The 18,101-nt window shown below is 44.2% G+C and carries 15 protein-coding genes and 2 tRNA genes; 12 read left to right on the top strand and 5 right to left on the bottom strand.

Annotation, left to right across the window (positions count from 1 at the left end; all coding sequences use genetic code 11):
- A partial coding sequence (locus HYW89_04950; protein ID QQG45312.1) for a hypothetical protein occupies nt 1-1,488 on the bottom strand: 1,488 nt, incomplete at its 3' end.
- 213 nt (nt 1,489-1,701) lie between these two features.
- Nucleotides 1,702-2,976, bottom strand: coding sequence for a GIY-YIG nuclease family protein (locus HYW89_04945; protein ID QQG45311.1), 1,275 nt, complete (start codon nt 2,974-2,976; stop codon nt 1,702-1,704).
- Nucleotides 2,977-3,017: 41 nt separating this feature from the next.
- On the opposite strand from HYW89_04945, the gene uvrA reads away from it, so the two are divergent.
- Nucleotides 3,018-5,933 (top strand): excinuclease ABC subunit UvrA, encoded by a 2,916-nt coding sequence (gene uvrA / locus HYW89_04940; protein QQG45310.1) that lies wholly within the window; start codon nt 3,018-3,020, stop codon nt 5,931-5,933.
- Between the two features lie 62 nt (nt 5,934-5,995).
- Here uvrA and HYW89_04935 read toward each other — a convergent pair whose 3' ends face one another.
- The gene (locus HYW89_04935; GenBank protein ID QQG45309.1) at nt 5,996-7,126 is read right to left on the bottom strand and encodes a CDP-alcohol phosphatidyltransferase family protein; all 1,131 of its coding nucleotides are present in this window, start codon (nt 7,124-7,126) and stop codon (nt 5,996-5,998) included.
- Nucleotides 7,127-7,345: 219 nt separating this feature from the next.
- Here HYW89_04935 and HYW89_04930 point away from each other — a divergent pair, with 219 nt between their 5' ends.
- The 4 genes from HYW89_04930 to HYW89_04915 all read left to right on the top strand — a co-directional run bounded on the left by HYW89_04930 (nt 7,346) and on the right by HYW89_04915 (nt 11,317).
- On the top strand, nt 7,346-7,642 hold the full coding sequence (locus tag HYW89_04930; GenBank protein ID QQG45778.1) for a co-chaperone GroES: 297 nt from the start codon (nt 7,346-7,348) through the stop codon (nt 7,640-7,642).
- A 25-nt stretch (nt 7,643-7,667) separates the two neighbouring features.
- The gene (gene groL, locus HYW89_04925; protein ID QQG45308.1) at nt 7,668-9,320 is read left to right on the top strand and encodes a chaperonin GroEL; all 1,653 of its coding nucleotides are present in this window, start codon (nt 7,668-7,670) and stop codon (nt 9,318-9,320) included.
- A 185-nt stretch (nt 9,321-9,505) separates the two neighbouring features.
- A complete protein-coding gene (locus HYW89_04920; protein QQG45307.1) occupies nt 9,506-10,030 on the top strand; it encodes a hypothetical protein in 525 nt (174 codons plus the stop codon).
- Nucleotides 10,031-10,108: 78 nt separating this feature from the next.
- On the top strand, nt 10,109-11,317 hold the full coding sequence (locus HYW89_04915) for an amidohydrolase family protein (protein QQG45306.1): 1,209 nt from the start codon (nt 10,109-10,111) through the stop codon (nt 11,315-11,317).
- Nucleotides 11,318-11,360: 43 nt separating this feature from the next.
- Here the strand turns inward: HYW89_04915 and HYW89_04910 are convergent.
- Nucleotides 11,361-11,431: transfer RNA gene (locus HYW89_04910), tRNA-Ala, on the bottom strand.
- A gap of 165 nt (nt 11,432-11,596) precedes the next feature.
- Between HYW89_04910 and HYW89_04905 the strand changes: the two genes are divergently transcribed.
- On the top strand, nt 11,597-11,917 hold the full coding sequence (locus HYW89_04905) for a hypothetical protein (protein ID QQG45305.1): 321 nt from the start codon (nt 11,597-11,599) through the stop codon (nt 11,915-11,917).
- Nucleotides 11,918-11,949: 32 nt separating this feature from the next.
- Here the strand turns inward: HYW89_04905 and HYW89_04900 are convergent.
- Nucleotides 11,950-12,023, bottom strand: a tRNA-Lys gene (locus tag HYW89_04900).
- A 59-nt stretch (nt 12,024-12,082) separates the two neighbouring features.
- On the opposite strand from HYW89_04900, the gene HYW89_04895 reads away from it, so the two are divergent.
- From HYW89_04895 to HYW89_04870, 6 genes are read left to right on the top strand one after another with little or no spacing between them, the layout of a single operon-like run.
- Nucleotides 12,083-13,105, top strand: a complete 1,023-nt coding sequence (locus HYW89_04895; protein QQG45304.1) for a D-alanine--D-alanine ligase — start codon at nt 12,083-12,085, stop codon at nt 13,103-13,105.
- Nucleotides 13,106-13,115: 10 nt separating this feature from the next.
- Nucleotides 13,116-14,444 carry an aspartate--tRNA(Asn) ligase gene (aspS, locus tag HYW89_04890; protein ID QQG45303.1) on the top strand — a complete coding sequence of 443 codons (1,329 nt, stop codon included), beginning with the start codon at nt 13,116-13,118 and terminating at the stop codon, nt 14,442-14,444.
- 3 nt (nt 14,445-14,447) lie between these two features.
- A complete protein-coding gene (locus HYW89_04885; protein ID QQG45302.1) occupies nt 14,448-15,155 on the top strand; it encodes a segregation/condensation protein A in 708 nt (235 codons plus the stop codon).
- Nucleotides 15,152-15,712 carry an SMC-Scp complex subunit ScpB gene (gene scpB / locus HYW89_04880; GenBank protein ID QQG45301.1) on the top strand — a complete coding sequence of 187 codons (561 nt, stop codon included), beginning with the start codon at nt 15,152-15,154 and terminating at the stop codon, nt 15,710-15,712. Before HYW89_04885 ends, scpB begins: the two co-directional genes overlap by 4 nt.
- Nucleotides 15,696-16,574 carry a D-alanyl-D-alanine carboxypeptidase gene (locus HYW89_04875; GenBank protein ID QQG45300.1) on the top strand — a complete coding sequence of 293 codons (879 nt, stop codon included), beginning with the start codon at nt 15,696-15,698 and terminating at the stop codon, nt 16,572-16,574. The genes scpB and HYW89_04875 overlap by 17 nt, the downstream gene beginning before the upstream one ends.
- Nucleotides 16,575-16,577: 3 nt before the next feature.
- The gene (locus HYW89_04870; GenBank protein QQG45299.1) at nt 16,578-17,753 is read left to right on the top strand and encodes a hypothetical protein; all 1,176 of its coding nucleotides are present in this window, start codon (nt 16,578-16,580) and stop codon (nt 17,751-17,753) included.
- The last annotated feature ends 348 nt before the right edge of the window (nt 17,754-18,101 follow it).

The raw sequence follows: 18,101 nt of genomic DNA, 5'->3' as shown, positions 1-18,101 counted from the left end.
AGAAGCCGTTATGGTGTCCGGGATATCTCCATCTCCCAGATTAAAGGTATTGGAGCCGGAGAAGGTGATGTTAGACATATTTACCTTATCCAGTTGATCTATGCGTTGGGAGAGAGTGATGATACGGGTTTGGGCTTCGGACTTAGAAGAAAGAGAATCCAAACGAGAACGAAGGTCTGCTAATTTACCGGAAACTTCCGTACGTAAGGCCTGACTCATTTTTTCCATATCAACGAGGAGCTCGGCCCTGGTTACGGCTAAGGCGAGGGTTGGAGATATGCTTTCTTGCTGTTTTGGCAAACGTACGGAGCTTGTAAGACGATTGAACTCTTTTTGGGCGAGTTTTGTAGCCTCCGGTGGTATTAAAGAAGACGGAGTATTAATTGATAAAGCGGCAACTCCCTCAACCGAGCGCAAAGAACGTTTATTGTTTTTGTTTTGCACAGTATCGCGGGTATGGACCTCCGAAATAAATGCGGGGAACGCCCTGTCTATATAAACTTGATCATAGTTACGCGGACCTATTATAAGTTCAGTAAACCCACCATAAACACCCGCCAAAAGGTTACTGACAATTAATGCACCCTTTTTGAACGATCTTTGGGATGTATGTAAACCAGCAGCAGCCTTAACTATTTTTATGGGATGGGATATAACGGAGACAAGATTTTTCCCGGCCAATTTCTCGGTTATGTCAGGTATGGACAGATTTTCATAGGTTAGAGTTGGCGGCTGTAAAGAGACGCGAGAGTTAACAATGTCGCTTGTTGTTGGAAGATAGTGATTTAGTCCCGCGGTGTAATGTGGTAAGCGCAGTAGAGAAAAAATATTTTTTAATTTTAGCAGGGGCCCAGAGAAGGAAAACGCAATAACTTTTTGCGGACGATTTGGTTGCGATAGGGGTACCACCACGATTTCCGGTCCCCAAGATATAATTTCAGGATTATCACCAATGATCTTTAAAGAGGTTTTTTGGGGAGACAAAAACAGAAAAGGTTGCTGTATGAGAACGGGATTAAATATGGCCGTTGTCGGAAGAGGATCACGATCAATTGTTAAATCTGTAGACCCTGCTCCCAAAGCCGCTATTGCTGTTAGTATTCCTAAAAGAGGTACTACAACGAATATACCCGGAACAGCAGAGAGAATATTTGTAACTGCATTTTTGGCAGTACTAAGATTTAATCGCAGATTAGAAAGTTGCAGACGTAAACTCTCAAGGCGCCTTACAGACACTACTGACGGTATTGGCAATGGTTTGATAATTTCTACTTTTTGTTCCTTGCGGCGATAAGTATTTAGATAGTTCTCAAGCCACAACGAGGTAGTAACCCAATTTCTACCAACCTTCACTCCCTTAAGATAACCCTTACGAATACAAAGCCGAAAATAGTCCGGGTTAATACCGGTTATTTTTCCAGCTTCATACAAAGAAATATATTCGATAGAGGATAGGTTAGTTTTTGGTGTATCCGATTGTAGTTTCATCTCTTCTTACATTATAATCGTTATGGGGTGGTTTTCTGTGTATAAATAATATTATATTGCCAATTTTATAAACTTGTTGCTTAATTTTTTGATAAAAAGTGGTCATATAAAAATACAAAAACATTGATAAATCTATATATCTTTTTTCCTGAGAAAAATAAGAAAAAAACCGTCAAATTTGACGGCTTTTTTTAGGGCTTCTTTAAGCTATTATCATTGACGGAATAGCAGTTCGCGTCGTTTTTGGTGATATTGCTTGGCAAACCGGTGCGCTTCATCTCGTATCCGTTGGAAGAAATATGAGGTTTCTTGGGGTAATATCCGTAACCGGATAGGATGCTTTCTTCCCGGAATAAAAAGATCTTCTTCGCGTTTAGCAAGAGAAACAACTTTTGAAAGCCGGACTTCCCTGGAGAAGTAGGACTTCCTTAAAATCGCCAGAGCGGCGTTTAACTGGGGTTTACCGCCATCAATTAGTATAAGGTCCGGAAAACTCCATTCTTTGTGCTGAAATCTCCGCCGAAGTACCTCCTGCAACATAGCTATGTCGTTGCTTTGATGGATGGTTTTTATTTTAAATTTTCTATATTTTGATTTTACCGGCATACCGTTACTAAATACCACCATGGAACCTGTGGCCGCACTGCCAAAAATATTGGATATATCGTATCCTTCGATACGCGAAATTTTCTTTTTGGTTGCTAGAATAGTTCGCAGGTTCTTTTCTATTTTCCTCCAGGATCCAACTGAAGTCCGACTTCCGACAGGAAGTCGTACTTCAAGCAACTGCGCATGGCCAAAAATATTTTCCAATCCGCTGACTTGATCACGTAATGTTGCGGCGCGCTCAAACTCCTGTTTTTTAACAGCCGCGCGCATTTCTTTTTTCAGCAATAAAATAACATGTTTTTTCTTGCCTTGCAGTATCGCCATTATATTTTTTATATTTCCACCATATTCTTTAATTTTTCGTTCCGCCGGAGTTTGAGCTTTAACACAACAGTAGCCCAAACATCGGCCAATTTGACTTGTGAGACATCTTCGTTTGTGCGGTTTTTTACACGTGCAGTATGGAAAGATTCTGCGTAAAAACTTTAAGGCAGTCTTTAACGCCACGCCGCTAGTGAAGGGGCCTATGAAATGCGTATTCTGCGCCGGCTGGTGAGTGGTAAAAAGGCGCGGAAATTTTTCTTTGGTGGCACCAACGTAAAAATAATTTTTATCGTCACGCAGGAGGATATTGTATTTAGGGCGGTACTTTTTTATGAGTTCGGCCTCTTTAATTAGGGCAGCAAATTCATTAGGTGTCTCAATCCACTCAATACCGATAGTTCCTCCGCGTAAGTATCGGGCTTTTCCGCCTATATTTTTTCTAAAATAGGAGGCCAACCGCTTTTTGAGATTAACTGCTTTTCCGATATAAAGTGGCCTGTCCGAGCCACTTTTAAACATATAAACCCCCGCTGAAGAAGGGGCCTGCTTTGTCATATTGTAGATACTTGACATCCGTTATATAATATATATTTACCATGAAGAATTCAAGGGAATCCGAAGCTATAAAAATCAGGGGTGCCAACGTCCATAATCTAAAGGACATTGATTTGGACATCCCTAAAAATAAGCTCGTGGTTATTACAGGATTATCCGGTTCAGGTAAATCATCGCTGGCTTTTGATACTATTTATGCCGAGGCCGAGCGGCGTTTTGTAGAGTCTCTCTCTGCTTATGCTCGTCAGTTTTTGGGTATAAAGGACAAGCCCGACATAGAATCAATTGAGGGGCTCTCCCCGGCAATTTCCATTGACCAAAAATCAATTTCCAAAAATCCGCGATCAACAGTAGGCACGATTACCGAAATCTACGATTATCTCCGCATTCTTTTTGCCAGAATAGGAAAACCGCATTGTCCCGAATGCGGTAAACCAATCGGCAAACAGACAGTTGATCAAATTGTAGAAAATATTTTCCGCCTTCCCAAAAGTAAAGAAGTCATGATTTTGGCTCCTTTGGTACGGGGCAAAAAGGGTGAGCATAAAAGCATTCTTGAGGAAATAAAACGAGGCGGGTTTCTACGAACAAGAATAAATGATGAGGTTATGCTGCTGGACGAAGCTTTGGTTAAATCACTGGATAAACAAAAAAAACATAATATTGAAGTTGTGGTTGATCGCTTCTCACTTACGAACGATATTGAACGAGCACGAGTAAGAGATTCTGTTGAAACCGCATTAAAGATTGGGAAAGGGACTGTACTGATGGCAAGCGGAAAAGAGGACTATTTATTTTCTGAAAAATTCGCTTGCGCAAACTGCAACGTAAATATGCCGGATGTAGAGCCGCGTACTTTTTCTTTTAACAGCCCGTACGGCGCATGCCCTGTCTGTACCGGACTTGGTTCAACATTGGAAGTGGATCCAGAATCTGTATTGCCCAACAGGCGTCTAACTATTGCCGAAGGAGCTATCCGACCTTGGGCTTCAGCTTCGCATAGGTTGGGACGACAAAGCTGGTATTGGTGGATACTGGAAGATCTTGCCCAGCGCCATAAATTTTCTTTGAATATACCTGTTGAAAAATTGCCGCAAAAAATAATTAACGTTATTTTATACGGCGAGACCGGAGAAAAAACTTCTGAACACACACCATTTGAAGGAGTGATCCCAAATCTTAAACGAAGGTGGAAAGAAACAGATTCTGATTTCACAAGAGCCGAGATTGAAAAATATATGATTATTAAAATCTGTCCGGAGTGCAGCGGAAAACGTTTAAGAAAAGAGGCGTTGGCCGTAATGGTGGGGGGAAGAAATATAGCGTCAGTTACGGATAAAACCGTGGAAGAAACGCAAAAATATTTTCAAAAATTACCAGCTTCACTCACAACAACCGAATTTAAAATTGCGACCCCCCTCATTAAAGAAATCATTAAGCGGCTTCAGTTTCTAAAGGATGTCGGCTTGGAGTATTTAACTTTGTCGCGCGAATCAACCACTCTTGCCGGAGGCGAGGCGCAACGAATACAACTTGCCACCCAAATTGGTTCGCGCCTCACCGGTATTATTTATATTCTTGACGAGCCATCTATTGGTCTTCACCCGCGCGATCATGCTCGTCTAATTGCGACCCTAAAAGAGCTGCGCGATCTTGGCAATACGGTAATCGTGGTGGAACACGATGCCGAGACCATGCGGCAAGCCGACTGGATTATTGACCTCGGACCCGGGGCGGGAAAACACGGAGGAGAAATTATATTTGAAGGAACGCCGCAGAAGCTGCTGCGGGCAAAAACCCTGACTGGCGAGTACCTTAGCGGTAAACGAAAAGTTAGCGTACCTAACCCCAGTGTCAAACATTCGATGTCTGACAAGAGTATTACGGTAATTGGGGCGTCGGAACATAATTTAAAAAACATTGACGTTAAAATTCCATTAGGAAAGTTTGTCTGCGTGTCCGGGGTTTCGGGCTCCGGAAAATCAACGCTCGTCAATGATGTTTTAGCCAAAGCACTGCTAGCCAAGTTCTATAGAGCACATCTTTTTCCTGGAAAACATAAAGAAATTATTGGTACTGAACATATAAATAAAGTCGTGGTGGTGGATCAATCGCCTATTGGACGCACGCCTCGTTCTAACCCCGCGACTTATACGGGTGCGTTTGGATTTATCCGTACAGTTTTTGCGCGAACTCCTGATGCTCGCGCCAGAGGCTACGGACCCGGACGGTTTAGTTTTAACGTAAGGGGCGGCAGGTGCGAGCAATGCGAAGGTCAGGGAGTAAAAAAAATAGAAATGTACTTTCTGCCGGATGTTTTTGTGGAATGTGAAGAATGCCGTGGCCTTCGTTACAACCGCGAGGCGCTGGAAATTGAATACAATGGAAAAAATATTTCCGAAGTTCTGAATATGTCTGTTGAGGAAGCACTTAAGTTTTTTGCGCCGATTCCGGCAATAAACTCAAAGCTATCAACATTGGCTGAAGTGGGACTGGGCTACATGAAAGTCGGACAGCCGGCGCCTACGCTTTCCGGAGGAGAAGCGCAAAGGGTTAAACTTGCCACTGAACTTTCGCGCCGCGACACCGGAAAAACTCTTTATATTTTGGACGAACCAACCACCGGGCTTCATTTTGACGATATCCGCAAACTTCTTAAGGTACTTCATACTTTGGTGGAGAAAGGCAATACGGTTCTGGTAATTGAACATAACCTTGACGTCTTACGAAATGCGGACTGGATTATTGACCTTGGGCCAGAAGGGGGTGATAAGGGCGGTGAAGTAATTGCCGAGGGAAGACCACAGGATATCGCCCAAATTAAAAAATCATATACCGGTAGATGGCTTAGGAACGCTAATAAATCCCCCCACCTTCCCAGCGGGGTATTGGACCCCGCGGGGAGGATTTCTACGACACCTATTCATCCCCGCAGCAAGGGAAGTCTGACTTCCTAAACTGCAGGGTATTCTGGGAAGGTGGGGGGATAAATAAAATACCGTGCGGAAAAGCACGGTGTTTAGTCACCCCTACGATTACGATAATGTTCGTACAAACTTTTCCAAGAAAAAGGAATTGCGATTAGGGCTAGCATTATGCCGAGAGTTTGGACTATATGGCTTTCAAGAAAAATACCGAAAAGCAGTGTAGATATCGCTGTGTAGTGAAATCTGACTTTTATTTTACCAAATTGATTCGCCTCTGGAGAGTATCCGGGCATAAAACGTATTGCCGCCAAGAAAATTTCAACGCTGTTTCCGGCCATGAGGAAGTAAAAAAGATAATGAGGAATAAATTGGCGTAAACCGACAAGAGCCGTGAAGTAAAATACTTTGTCTGCAAGAGGATCCAGAACTGCCCCAAGACGGCTTGCGGTATTCCAGCTTCTTGCCAGAATGCCGTCAAGCCAGTCACTTAAACCAGCCAAAACCGAAATGATCAAGGCAATATACGGATGATCAGATACAACAAAAATAAAAGGCACAGCAAGCGCGATACGAAATGCACTAAGCCCAACCGGCATGCGTCTACGGGATATGGCAACCTGTGGCAATTCTTTGGTCTGTTCACGCTGGAGTATGATGATTTCTCTCCTTAAGGCGCGCAGTGTTCGTTTTTCCTCTTTCCAGGACCCGCGTCTTATACTATATTCCGCTATTTTGGTCTCAAGGGCCACATTGGGATTTTTGCGTACGCGATAGGAACGAAATAACGAATATGCCCACACACCCAAAAAAGAAAAAAATACCGCAATCAAAATATCAATCGTGGTGTCAGGATCTCCTTTCTGCAGTTGCGCCAAGGTCAAGCGGCGAGCGTCGTGATAGGCCTCGCCCAGCTCCCACAACACAGCCAAAATAATTATGACTAATGGCACCACAGCCCAAATAATAAAGGCGCGTCTGATGGGAGAGGTTGATAATGCGGCCGGACGAAAATAGTTGATTTCATAAATTAGATTGATTGAGCCCGCAAACGCAAAGAGAGCATGCGCAATATTGTCAAACATCCATTCCGGACTTCCAAATTCTGCAGTGTGCCATTTCCAGTAACCCCAAATCAAATAAAAACCCCCCCAAAAGAAAATCCAAACAGCATGTCCAATAATACCAACCCAGTCTGTTTTTATACTCGGCTGGGGCTTAACCATTCTGAATTCTCCTTTCAAGGTTCTTATACTACGAGATACCAAAAATAGTTCATTAGCGCAAGATGGACCGTAGTATGGGGTAGGGGCTATTTTGAAACCACTTGACAAGTAAAAAGCGTTTTCTATAATAGTTAGCAGTCGTAGTCGGAGACTGCTAAAAAGGTCATTTTAAGCTAAAATCTATTATTGATTGAAGTCGAACTTCAATCAGGAAAGAATATGAAAATAAATCCCTTAGGAGACCGGGTAGTTATTGAAATCCTTAAAGAAGATAAGGGCGGCAAAACCAAATCCGGTATTTACCTGCCTGAAACCGTTGACAAAGAACGGCCGGAGCAGGGGGAAATAATTGCCGTAGGACCGGGTAAGTTTTCTGACGAAGGGAAAAGAATCCCCATGAGTGTTAAAAAGGGAAATGTTGTTCTCTTTACCAAATACGGTCCAAACGAAATAAAGGTCGCGGGAAAAGAATATTTAATTGCAAGAGAAGAAGATATTTTAGCGATTTTGGAATAAAGCATGCTCCAAAATTTAGACAATCATGGCAAAACAAATTTTATTTGAAGAAAAAGCGCGCCAAGCGATGAAGCGTGGAATTGACCAGCTGGCGGCTGCGGTAAAAATAACTTTAGGCCCTAAGGGCCGGAATGTTGTCTTGGGGAAAAGTTTTGGCGGCCCGCAAGTTACCAATGACGGCGTTACCATTGCCAAAGACATTGAGCTGGAGGACAAATTTGAAAATATGGGAGCGGAACTTGCCAAAGAAGCCGCCTCCAAAACCAATGATGCCGTGGGTGATGGCACTACTACTTCGGTGGTTCTGGCGCAAGCAATTATTAACGAAGGCCTAAAATACGCAACCGCAGGAGTTAATGTTATAGAACTGCGCCAAGGATTGGATACCGCGCTTGCGCGGGTTGTTAAAGAACTGAAGGAAATGGCCAAGGCCGTCAAAACCGAAGAAGAAATCACGCAAGTTGCAATTATTTCCGCGGAATCGGAGGAACTGGGTAAAATCATTGCCGAAGCGATTCAAAAAGTGGGCAAGGACGGCGCGGTCACGGTAGAGGAATCGCAGGGTACAGGAATTGAAAAAGAAATTGTGGAAGGCATGCAGTTTGACCGCGGCTATGTTTCTCCTTACATGGTTACGAACGCCGAGCGGATGGAGGCGGTAATTGAAGACCCTTATATTTTGATTACCGATAAAAAAATATCGTCCATTCAGGACATTGTGCCGCTTCTGGAAAAAATAGTTAAAACCGGCAAAAAAGAATTGGTTATAGTTGCCGAAGACGTAGAAGGTGATGCGCTCGCTACTTTGGTTGTTAATCGCCTGCGCGGCGGATTTAACGCTTTGGCTGTTAAGGCTCCTGGGTTTGGCGACCGCAGAAAAGAAATGCTGGAAGATGTTGCGACCGTCACCGGCGGCAAGGTGATATCCGAAGAAGTCGGACTTAAACTGGAAAACGCGGATTTGGCAATGCTCGGCCGCGCGCGGCGCGTAGTAGCGGATAAAGACAACACTACTATCGTGGGCGGAAAGGGCAAAAAAGAAGATATTGAAAAAAGAATCAAACAAATCCGCGCCCAAATTGAAAAAACTACTTCCGAATACGATCGCGAAAAACTGCAGGAGCGATTGGCCAAACTTTCCGGCGGGGTAGCGGTGATAAAAGTCGGCGCAGCCACGGAAACCGAGATGAAATATATTAAGCTGAAAATTGAGGATGCGGTGGCCGCAACCAAAGCGGCTTTGGCCGAAGGAATTGTGGCCGGAGGGGGAACAGCGCTTTTTAAAGTTTCTTTGCTTCTCAAAGAAAAAACCAGGCGTCTGGAAGGAGAAAAAGACGCTGTGGAAGAACATGCCGCCTACTCTATTTTAACCAATGCGCTGGAAGAACCGCTGGTGCAGATTGCGGCCAACGCCGGCAAAAGAGTAGGGGAAATAACATTAAAAATCAAAGAGAAAATCGCGGCTGATCCCAAATCCAATGCGGGCTACGACGCCATGCGAGACCGGATTGTGGGAGATATGATTAAAGAAGGTATTGTTGATCCGGTAAAAGTAACCCGCCTTGCTCTTGAAAATGCAGTATCTGTCGCCGCCATGTTTTTGACTACCGAGGCAGCAATAGCAGAACTTCCAAAAAAGGAGGAAAAGATACCGGCAATGCCGCACGAGGACTACTAAAAATTAAGACCTTTTGCAAAAGCTTATTTTGCAAAAGGTCTTTAGAAGCGGTATATGCCGCAAAACCAAAACCCGCCGAGTAAGACTCGGCGGGTTTTGGTGTTATGTACACTTATAAGCGATCGTTTTTAAGTGTACAAATTCAATTGTGGTGTTGTGATTCGAATAAGTGATATAATGTATCTGTGCCTCCACAGATTGACTCAATTAAAAATACTGCCGCCCAAATACTCTCTCACCCCACTTGGGATTTGGTTACGCTTTTTGCGCTTCTGGCTATTGGATTTTTCTATGGCATCTCTACGGGCAAAGGACGAATGGCGGCTACTATTATATATACCTATGTGGCCCTGGCCATAACTTCAGCCCTGCCTCTTGAGCGCATTAAAGAGGCAAGTGGCTTGCAGCAAGAATTTTTCTTCAAAGCCGGAGTATTCATTTTACTATTTCTTATTCTTGCTTTTTCCCTCGGTTCCCGCAGGGGACGCGGAATGGCGCCCGCAAGCTCTTGGTGGCAGATATTTTTATTAAGCTTTCTGCAAGTGGGATTTTTGATTCACCTTACGTTCCAGTTTCTGCCGCCGGAAAAAATAAAACTGCTTGCCCCGCTTACTAAAAACGTATTTGCCAATCCCGACCTGCATATATGGTGGCTAGTCGCGCCGATTGCGGTGTTAATTTTGTTGCGGCGGCTTGAAAGAAAAGAATAGCTTGACACAAAATAAAACTATCGTTAAGATTCCGACAGCACCGAAAAAGGAGAATCACTCATGCAGGGTGATTTTTTGATGCCTAGGGATAACTGGACACGCCCTGTATACACAATAAAGCTGTCCGAACGATATACAGATATCGGGCCGGAGAAACTCCGTATTGAACAAGGCAGAATCGTTGAAGTCATCCATGCAGGACAAATTGATGGAACTCCTGAATTTTTTGTAACGCCCGGATTTATCAATTGTCATGTACACTGGGGCATGCCCGGCGGCAGAACGCTTGAAGATATTATGACATTTGTGACAGGACCAAAAAGCGAGCAAGAAGAGGTGATCCGTGAAAATACACTAAGGTCCTTGAAAGTCGGAATAACTACTGTCTGTGACAAGGGCCCGGCAATCGCAGGACCAGATGCTCCTTGGGTCTACCGCGCAATAAAAGACCTTGAAAGAGTAGGTAGTGCGCCGCGGACATTTTTCTCTGCCTGGACTGTCGGGACGTACGGAAGTTTTGCACAACATGCCTGCAGAAAAGTAACCACTGAACGGGAGGCTGACGAGCTAATTGCAGATTCTCAACGTGTGGGAGCGACGGTTATCAAAATAATTCCAGAGTGGGGATACCCTGATTATAGACTTGTATTCAGAAAGCAACTTTTCAGATATCTGGTAATTAAAGCGCACGGGAGGGGATTTCTCATCAGTGCGCATGCTAAGGGCTGTGAGGCGATTCTCGCAGCGCTCGTCAACGGGGCAGATTGTATTGATCACGGAATCCAGATAAAAGACATTGATTACAGGGTTATGGAGAAAAATTTTCGGTATATGCAGCAAGCTGGTATTTTTTTTGCGCCAACTCTGGAAGGACTACTTTGTCGGTATGAAGGAGCACTTGTTAACGGTGATGGCGCCGAGGACTCTTCTTATGAGTGGAATGCTGCGGTTTTAACTTTCCGGAAGGTGGCGCAGAAACTTGCCGAAAATATTCTTTTTGCATCTGATGCCGGAAGCGAGTATACGCCCCATGGTTCACTGCGAGAACTTTATTTAATGCGGTCGTTGGGGCTTGGGACGGCTACAATCTTTAGAGCAGCAACTTCAAATGGTGCCAGATTTCTTCGCAGAGGTTCTCAACTAGGCGCCCTAAAAGAGAATTATTTTGCCGATATGATATTTTGGTTTAAAAACCCCCTGGAACTTTCGTTACAGGAATGGGAACATTTGGAAAAATACATTGCAGGCGTTATGATCAACGGAAACTTGGTGGCTGATCATATTTAATAAGTCCCAAAACTTCACGCTAAGGCGTGAAGTTTTTTTGTAATGGACCGTGCGAGAATTGAACTCGCGCCTCCCGGATGCAAACCGGGTGCACTGCCACTATGCTAACGGCCCGTAAAAAGGTGAAAGGTGAACAAGGGTGATGTTCTATCATTAAACCACCGGCCCTCATTTAGACTACGGATCCATTAAGATTTGTCAAAAATTATTTTGTTGCTAAATTTTATCGGGCTCATCTTTTTCAGCACTTGATCAAGCGCTCATAAAATATTATATTTTATGAGGTTCATAATCTCAACGTTAAGGGGCATAATGCCGGTAAACACATGTTTGCTTCAACCGAACCATCCATGGCATGCGGGTCATACGACTGCAATAGGTCCTGTTGATCCGCACATTCTTTATGCGGCGCGACTACGAAGAAAAGATGCTGGCCGACGCGCTTGGAAAATTGTGCAGGAAGCAAGCGATCCAAACCGCAGGTGGGGACCCCAAATCACGATGAATGATCTACAGAGGTTTATTCTCTTTACTATGGTCAAAGACGAGCTTATGACTACTAATCTTTTGCCCATTGGGGTTACCGTTTGTCCGCATTAATCTGCCACTTAAAGTGGCAGATTAATAATTTATCCGCCCGGGAGGATTCGAACCTCCGACACACTGCTTAAAAGGCAGGTGCTCTACCAGGCTGAGCTACGGGCGGCTAAATACTATCGTATCACAAAATTTGCGTAAAATCAACCCAAAACTTATTATATAAAAATGGCCAAACGAAGAAAAATTAAGGTTCTGGTACTGATGGGCGGGCCTTCGGCAGAGCACGAAGTGTCTTTAAATACGGGTAAAAACATCATCCACGCGCTTGATCCAAAAAAATACCTCGTGCGGCCGGTGCTTATCACTAAAAAAAGCAAATGGCTTATCGCCCCGTCCTACCAGACACCGCTTCTTTATTCCCAGAGAAAACTAGCGGTTAAAAATCTAGTCCCGCTTGCTGAAAATCCTCTCCCAAACCGAGTCTTCGATTCGCCCGTAGCCTTTATTGCTATGCACGGAAAATACGGCGAAGACGGTACAATTCAGGGAATGCTTGAAACTATGGGTATCCCATATACTGGCTCGGGAATTCTTGCCAGCGCCCTCGGGATGGATAAACCCCGCTCTTTGAGTCTTTTCCGGGATAACGGCTTTAATGTCCCGGATTATAGAGTGTTTAACCAGCAAGAAAAAATTATAAATCCTTTTCAATGCCCACTGGTGGTCAAACCGTCAAACCACGGTTCAAGCATTGGAGTAAGCATCGTGCGCCACAAACGAGACTTTAAAAACGCACTTGTAGAAGCTTTTAGACACTCAAACCACATCATTCTCCAAAAATTCATAAAAGGCAGAGAACTGACCTGCGGAGTTTTGGAAAATAAAAATGGAGAGGCATTTGCGCTCCTACCAACAGAAATCATTCCCCGGGTTGGAAATTTTTATGACTACAGATCAAAATACGACGAGGGCGGATCGGAACACGTTGTTCCGCCTCACGGTTTTTCCCAAAAAACAATTAGCATGGTCCAAAACACCGCTCTCTATGCGCACAAAATCATTGGTTGTTCTGACATGTCCCGTTCGGATTTTATCTTGGGAAGCGACAACAAACTCTACATTTTAGAAATAAACACTATCCCCGGCATGACCCAAACCAGTCTCTTGCCCGAGGCGGCCAAAGCCGCGGGGATTAATTTCCCCAAACTTCTGGATCTGCTTATTGCCCGCGCCCTTAGGAAGCAGTAGGATAAATGCTATGCGGATTCTTAGCAAAGACGTACCAAATAGGGTAGGCGAATCAATAACTCTTATGGGCTGGGTGCACGCTCGCCGCGACCACGGCAAGCTTATTTTTATTGACCTGCGCGACCGATGGGGAATAGTACAGGTTGTTTTTAGTCCTGATAATAAAACTATCCTGCAGGAAGCCGATAAATTACGTTCAGAATGGGTGATACAAGTGGAGGGTGTAATACAAAAACGGCCCGCCGGAATGGAAAATCCGGAGCTTCCCACTGGCAGTATTGAACTTCACGCAGAAAAACTGGAGGTGTTGTCTGCTGCCGAGGACCTGCCTATTCCTTTGGGAGAAGAAGGGACCGACGAGGCGGCACTGCAAAAACGTCTGGATTGGCGATGGATAGATTTACGAAACCCAAAAAGAGCATTAATTTTTCACGTATGGACGGCAATGGAGCAGGCCTTCCGAGAATATTGGACAAGCCATGATTACATTGAAATCCACTCCCCAAAATTTATGAACGCGCCGAGCGAGTCCGGCGCAGAACTTTTTGAAGTAAAATATTTTGACCGCAAAGCCTATCTTGCCCAGTCGCCTCAATTTTACAAACAAATGGCTATGGCAGCCGGGTTTGAAAAAGTTTTTGAGGTTGGTCCGGTATTTCGGGCCAACCCGTCATTTACCTCACGGCATGATACCGAATTTACCGGCTATGATATTGAAATTTCTTTTATTGACTCCCACTACGATGTAATGGCCGAGGAAGAAAAAATACTTAGTTATGTTCTGGAAAAGCTCAAAACTTCTTTTGGGGAAGAAATCTTTAGACACTACGAAAGAAAACTTACAGTTCCGCTTATTCCTTTTCCAAAAGTAACCATGCAGGAGGCAAAAAAGATTCTGGCGGGCCTCGGTGTCGCAAACGAACGGGAAGGTGATTTAAGCCCCGAAGAAGAACGAGCTTTATCCGAATTTATCTTAAAAAAAGAAGGCCACGAGTTTGTCTTCGTAACCGACTATCCAATCACAGTTCGTCCTTTTTATCATATGAGGCATCCGGACAACAAAAATTTAACCAAAAGCTTTGACCTCTTGTGGAACGGCCTGGAAGTTACCACGGGGGCTCAACGTGAACATCATTATGATATGCTGGTTAACCAGGCCAAAGAAAAAGGGTTAAATTTGGAACCAATTAAACACTATCTTGATTTTTTCAAATATGGCTGTCCGCCGCACGGAGGTTTTGGCCACGGTCCATCGCGCATGCTTATGAAAATTTTCAATATAAATAATGTCCGGGAGGTTACATATTTATACCGAGGTGTCAACAGACTAGAACCCTAAACAATGGCCTTCCGAATCAAACACGAAAAATTTGAAGGTCCGCTCGAGCTTCTGCTCGAGCTTATTGAAAAAGAGAAACTTTCCATCTCTGAAATTTCACTGGCCAAAGTTACGGATGAATATATTACGTACATAAAATCGCTTGGGAAAATAGATCCGGAGCAGTTGGCGGAGTTTTTGGTAATTGCGGCACAGCTTATGCTGATAAAATCACGCTCCTTACTGCCGGGTCTTGTGCTATCGGAAGAAGAAACCCAATCTATAGAGGAACTGGAAAAAAGACTTGAAGAGTATAAGCGTCTGCGGGAGCTATCCAAGGAAATAAAGAATCTGGAGGCAGGACGCCATTTTATTTTTACGCGTGAGGCGTATTTTGGTATGGCCCCTGTTTTTTACCCTCCCACTAAGACAACAGCCGCTCTAATCCGGGATGTTTTTTCCGCGTTTCTTGCCTCGCTTCCCAAAATTGAAAAACTGGCCGAAGAAAAATTAAAAAAGATAATTTCGCTTGAGGAAAAAATTAAACAAATACGCTCCTTCCTGCAAGAAACTGTGGAACGCGCTTTCTCAGAGCTTACCAAAGGCGCCAAAGAAAAGGTGGAGATTATTGTAAGTTTTCTTGCGATTCTGGAGCTCGCGCGGCAGCGCTTTGTGGAACTCAACCAAAAGAAACCCTTTGAAGATATTATCATAAAACGGGTTTTATTATGACCAACTTAAAATCTATTATAGAGACCCTTCTTTTTATATACGGAGAACCCTTGGCGCTGGAAAAACTCATAAAGATTGCCAAAAATAAAAAAGAAGCGGTGTTGGAAGCGCTTAGCGGGCTTAAAAAAGACTATGAGGGCAGGGGATTGACGCTTCTTGAAAAAGACAATACTTATCAATTGGGTTCAAATCCGGCCAATGCCAAATATGTTGAAGATTTGGTTAAAAGCGAATTTACCGAAGAGCTTTCCCGGGCCGCGCTGGAAACTGTCTCCATCGTCGCCTATAAAGGACCGCTAACCCGGGCGCAGATTGAATATGTACGCGGGGTAAATTCTTCCTTTACGCTTCGTAACCTTCTTATGCGGGGGCTGGTGGAGCGAATAGAAAACCCCAAAGACGCGCGTTCTTTTTTGTATCGCGTGAGTTTTGATTTTCTAAAACATTTGGGCCTGACTAAAATAGGAGACCTGCCGCAGTACGAGGAATTTCGTAAAGAAAAAATAGAGGTTCTGGAAGAGGCGCCAACAAAACAAGAAAATGAAGCTGGCCCCTGAACCAAAAAGATTAATTACGATGCTTGCCATACTTTTTATGGGTGTACTGGTTTTAGTATCTACTGAAAAGCAGCAGCCGCCGATAAAAGAGATGGCATCCATAAATATACCGGAGCCGGAAATACGCGCTCATTCCTATCTCGTAAAGTTTATCGGGGAAGATAAAATATTGATCAGGCGCCGGGAGTGGAAAAAACTCGCGCCGGCAAGTTTAACCAAACTGCTCACGGCCCTTGTTGCGCGCCAAAATCTCCTTCCGGCTGACTGGATTATTTTTTCCGAAAAAGCAAAAACCGTGGAAGAAAAAATAAGTACGGTTGGGGTAGGGGAATCTTTACTGCGGGACGATGCCATCCGCTTCGCACTTATGGGTTCGGCCAATGACGCTGCTGAAGCTATGGCGGAAAAATTAGGAGAGCGGTTTCTTGAACTCATAAATACCGAAGCGCGCCGCATTGGAATGTCGGATTCTTCTTTTCGCAATGCTACCGGCCTTGATACCGAAGAACACTATTCAACCGCGCTTGACCTTGCTAAGCTTGCCGAATATATTTGGCAAAATCAGCCGGCGCTTTGGGAGATGACCCGAAATACCGAAGCCGAGGTATATTCCGATACCTTCAATAAATATGAAATAAAAACCACCAATGAACTTCTGGAAGAATTTCCGGAGATTTTAGGAGGAAAAACAGGATTTACGGATAAGGCCCGCGGCACGCTTATTTTGCTATATCCGGTTTACCCCGCTCTTATGGATAAGGGCGGGGTAAAAGACAAAGTCGCAGTAATAGTCATCCTCGGCTCTACTGATAGATTTTCCGACGGCCGCGCGATTATTAATTGGTTAAGAGATAATTTTTAAGTGGTGGAAATTAACACTATAACCAATGTTGTTAAAGTTTTTGGACTTTCAGCCCTTTCTTTTGTGCTGGCTATCTTTCTTACCCCCCTGCTTACGAACTTAATGTATAAATACAAGCTCTGGAGAAAGGATGTGCGCGAGTTATCGCCGGACGGCTCCCAAACTCCGCTTTTTGCCGCTCTGCACAAAGACCGCGAAACGAGCGTGCCGAGACTGGGCGGAGTACTAATCTGGGTGACCACTATTCTGGTAGCCTTGCTCTTCTGGATTATAGCGCAAGTTACCGACGATCCTTTTTGGGACAAAGTAAATTTTCTTTCCCGAAACCAGACCTGGCTTCCGCTTTTTATCCTTCTGGCCTCCTCTCTGCTGGGGCTGGCTGATGATCTTCTGCAGGTTTTCCGAAAGGGAAATTACGTTGCTGGTGGGATTAAACCCCCCACCTTTTCAGAAGATGCCAAACCTAAAATCTCCTTCATTCGTAAACTCCTATCTGTCCTTAAACCGTGGCGGCAAAATACTCAGGAAGGTGGAGGGGTAAAATTCCGCCATCGGCTTTTGGCTGTATTTTTTATCGCCCTGGCCGGAGCTTTATGGTTTCATTATAAACTCGGCTGGCAGACTATTTATATTCCCGGACTGGGTGATCTTTTTATTAACGGCTGGTATATCCCTCTTTTTGTCGGAACAATGATTTTACTTTTTTCATCAAGTATTGTGGATGGCATTGACGGACTTTCCGGAGGAGTATTTGCCTCAATTTTTGCGGCTTATGGAGGTATTGCATTTTTTAGGGGACAAATTGATATAGCCGCTTTTTCCGGAGTAATTTTGGGCGCGCTTCTTGCTTTTCTTTGGTTCAACATTCCTCCGGCGCGCTTTTACATGGGGGAGTCGGGAATGCTGGGGCTTACTACCGCGCTTACGGTCATTGCGTTTCTAACTGATTCTGTAATTGTGCTTCCAGTTATTGGATTTATTTTAATGGCCGAGGTTGCTTCGGACGTCCTTCAGTTCGCCTCCAAAAGATTTCGTGGCAAAAAAATCTTTTTAATCGCGCCCATTCATCATCATTTTGAGGCAATTGGCTGGCCGCCCTATAAAGTGACTATGAGATTTTGGATTGTTGGGGTTGTGGCCGCAATAGTAGGAATGGTTATTGCTCTTATCGGACGATAGTTCACCCGCCGTCGCAGGAATCCATGGCCGTAAGACCGTGGATGTCCCTAGGCCTTTCAGGCCGGGATCTCCCTAGGCATTAGCCGGGATGGCGGCTCGAAGAGCCTAGCCACCGGCGGCAAAGCCGTCTAGGGAAATGCGAGGTGGAGTCCTTTCACGAACATTTCTTGTCATAAAGTAAACTTTGTACACTTAAAATCGATCGTTTTTAAGTGTACAAAGTAAATTTTAGTTAAGGTAGGAATGAAAAATGGCTTATGATGGCCACTTTTTATTTTTTAACCTTTTTGCTATTGACAAAGTTTAAATAATATGCTATACTGATAAGGTAACGGACTTTTAAAAACA

It is taken from the genome of Candidatus Sungiibacteriota bacterium (genome assembly GCA_016432465.1).
In the GTDB taxonomy this organism is placed as follows: Bacteria; Patescibacteriota; Minisyncoccia; order Sungbacterales; family HO2-52-23.
This window is presented reverse-complemented; position numbering and strand designations above follow the sequence as displayed.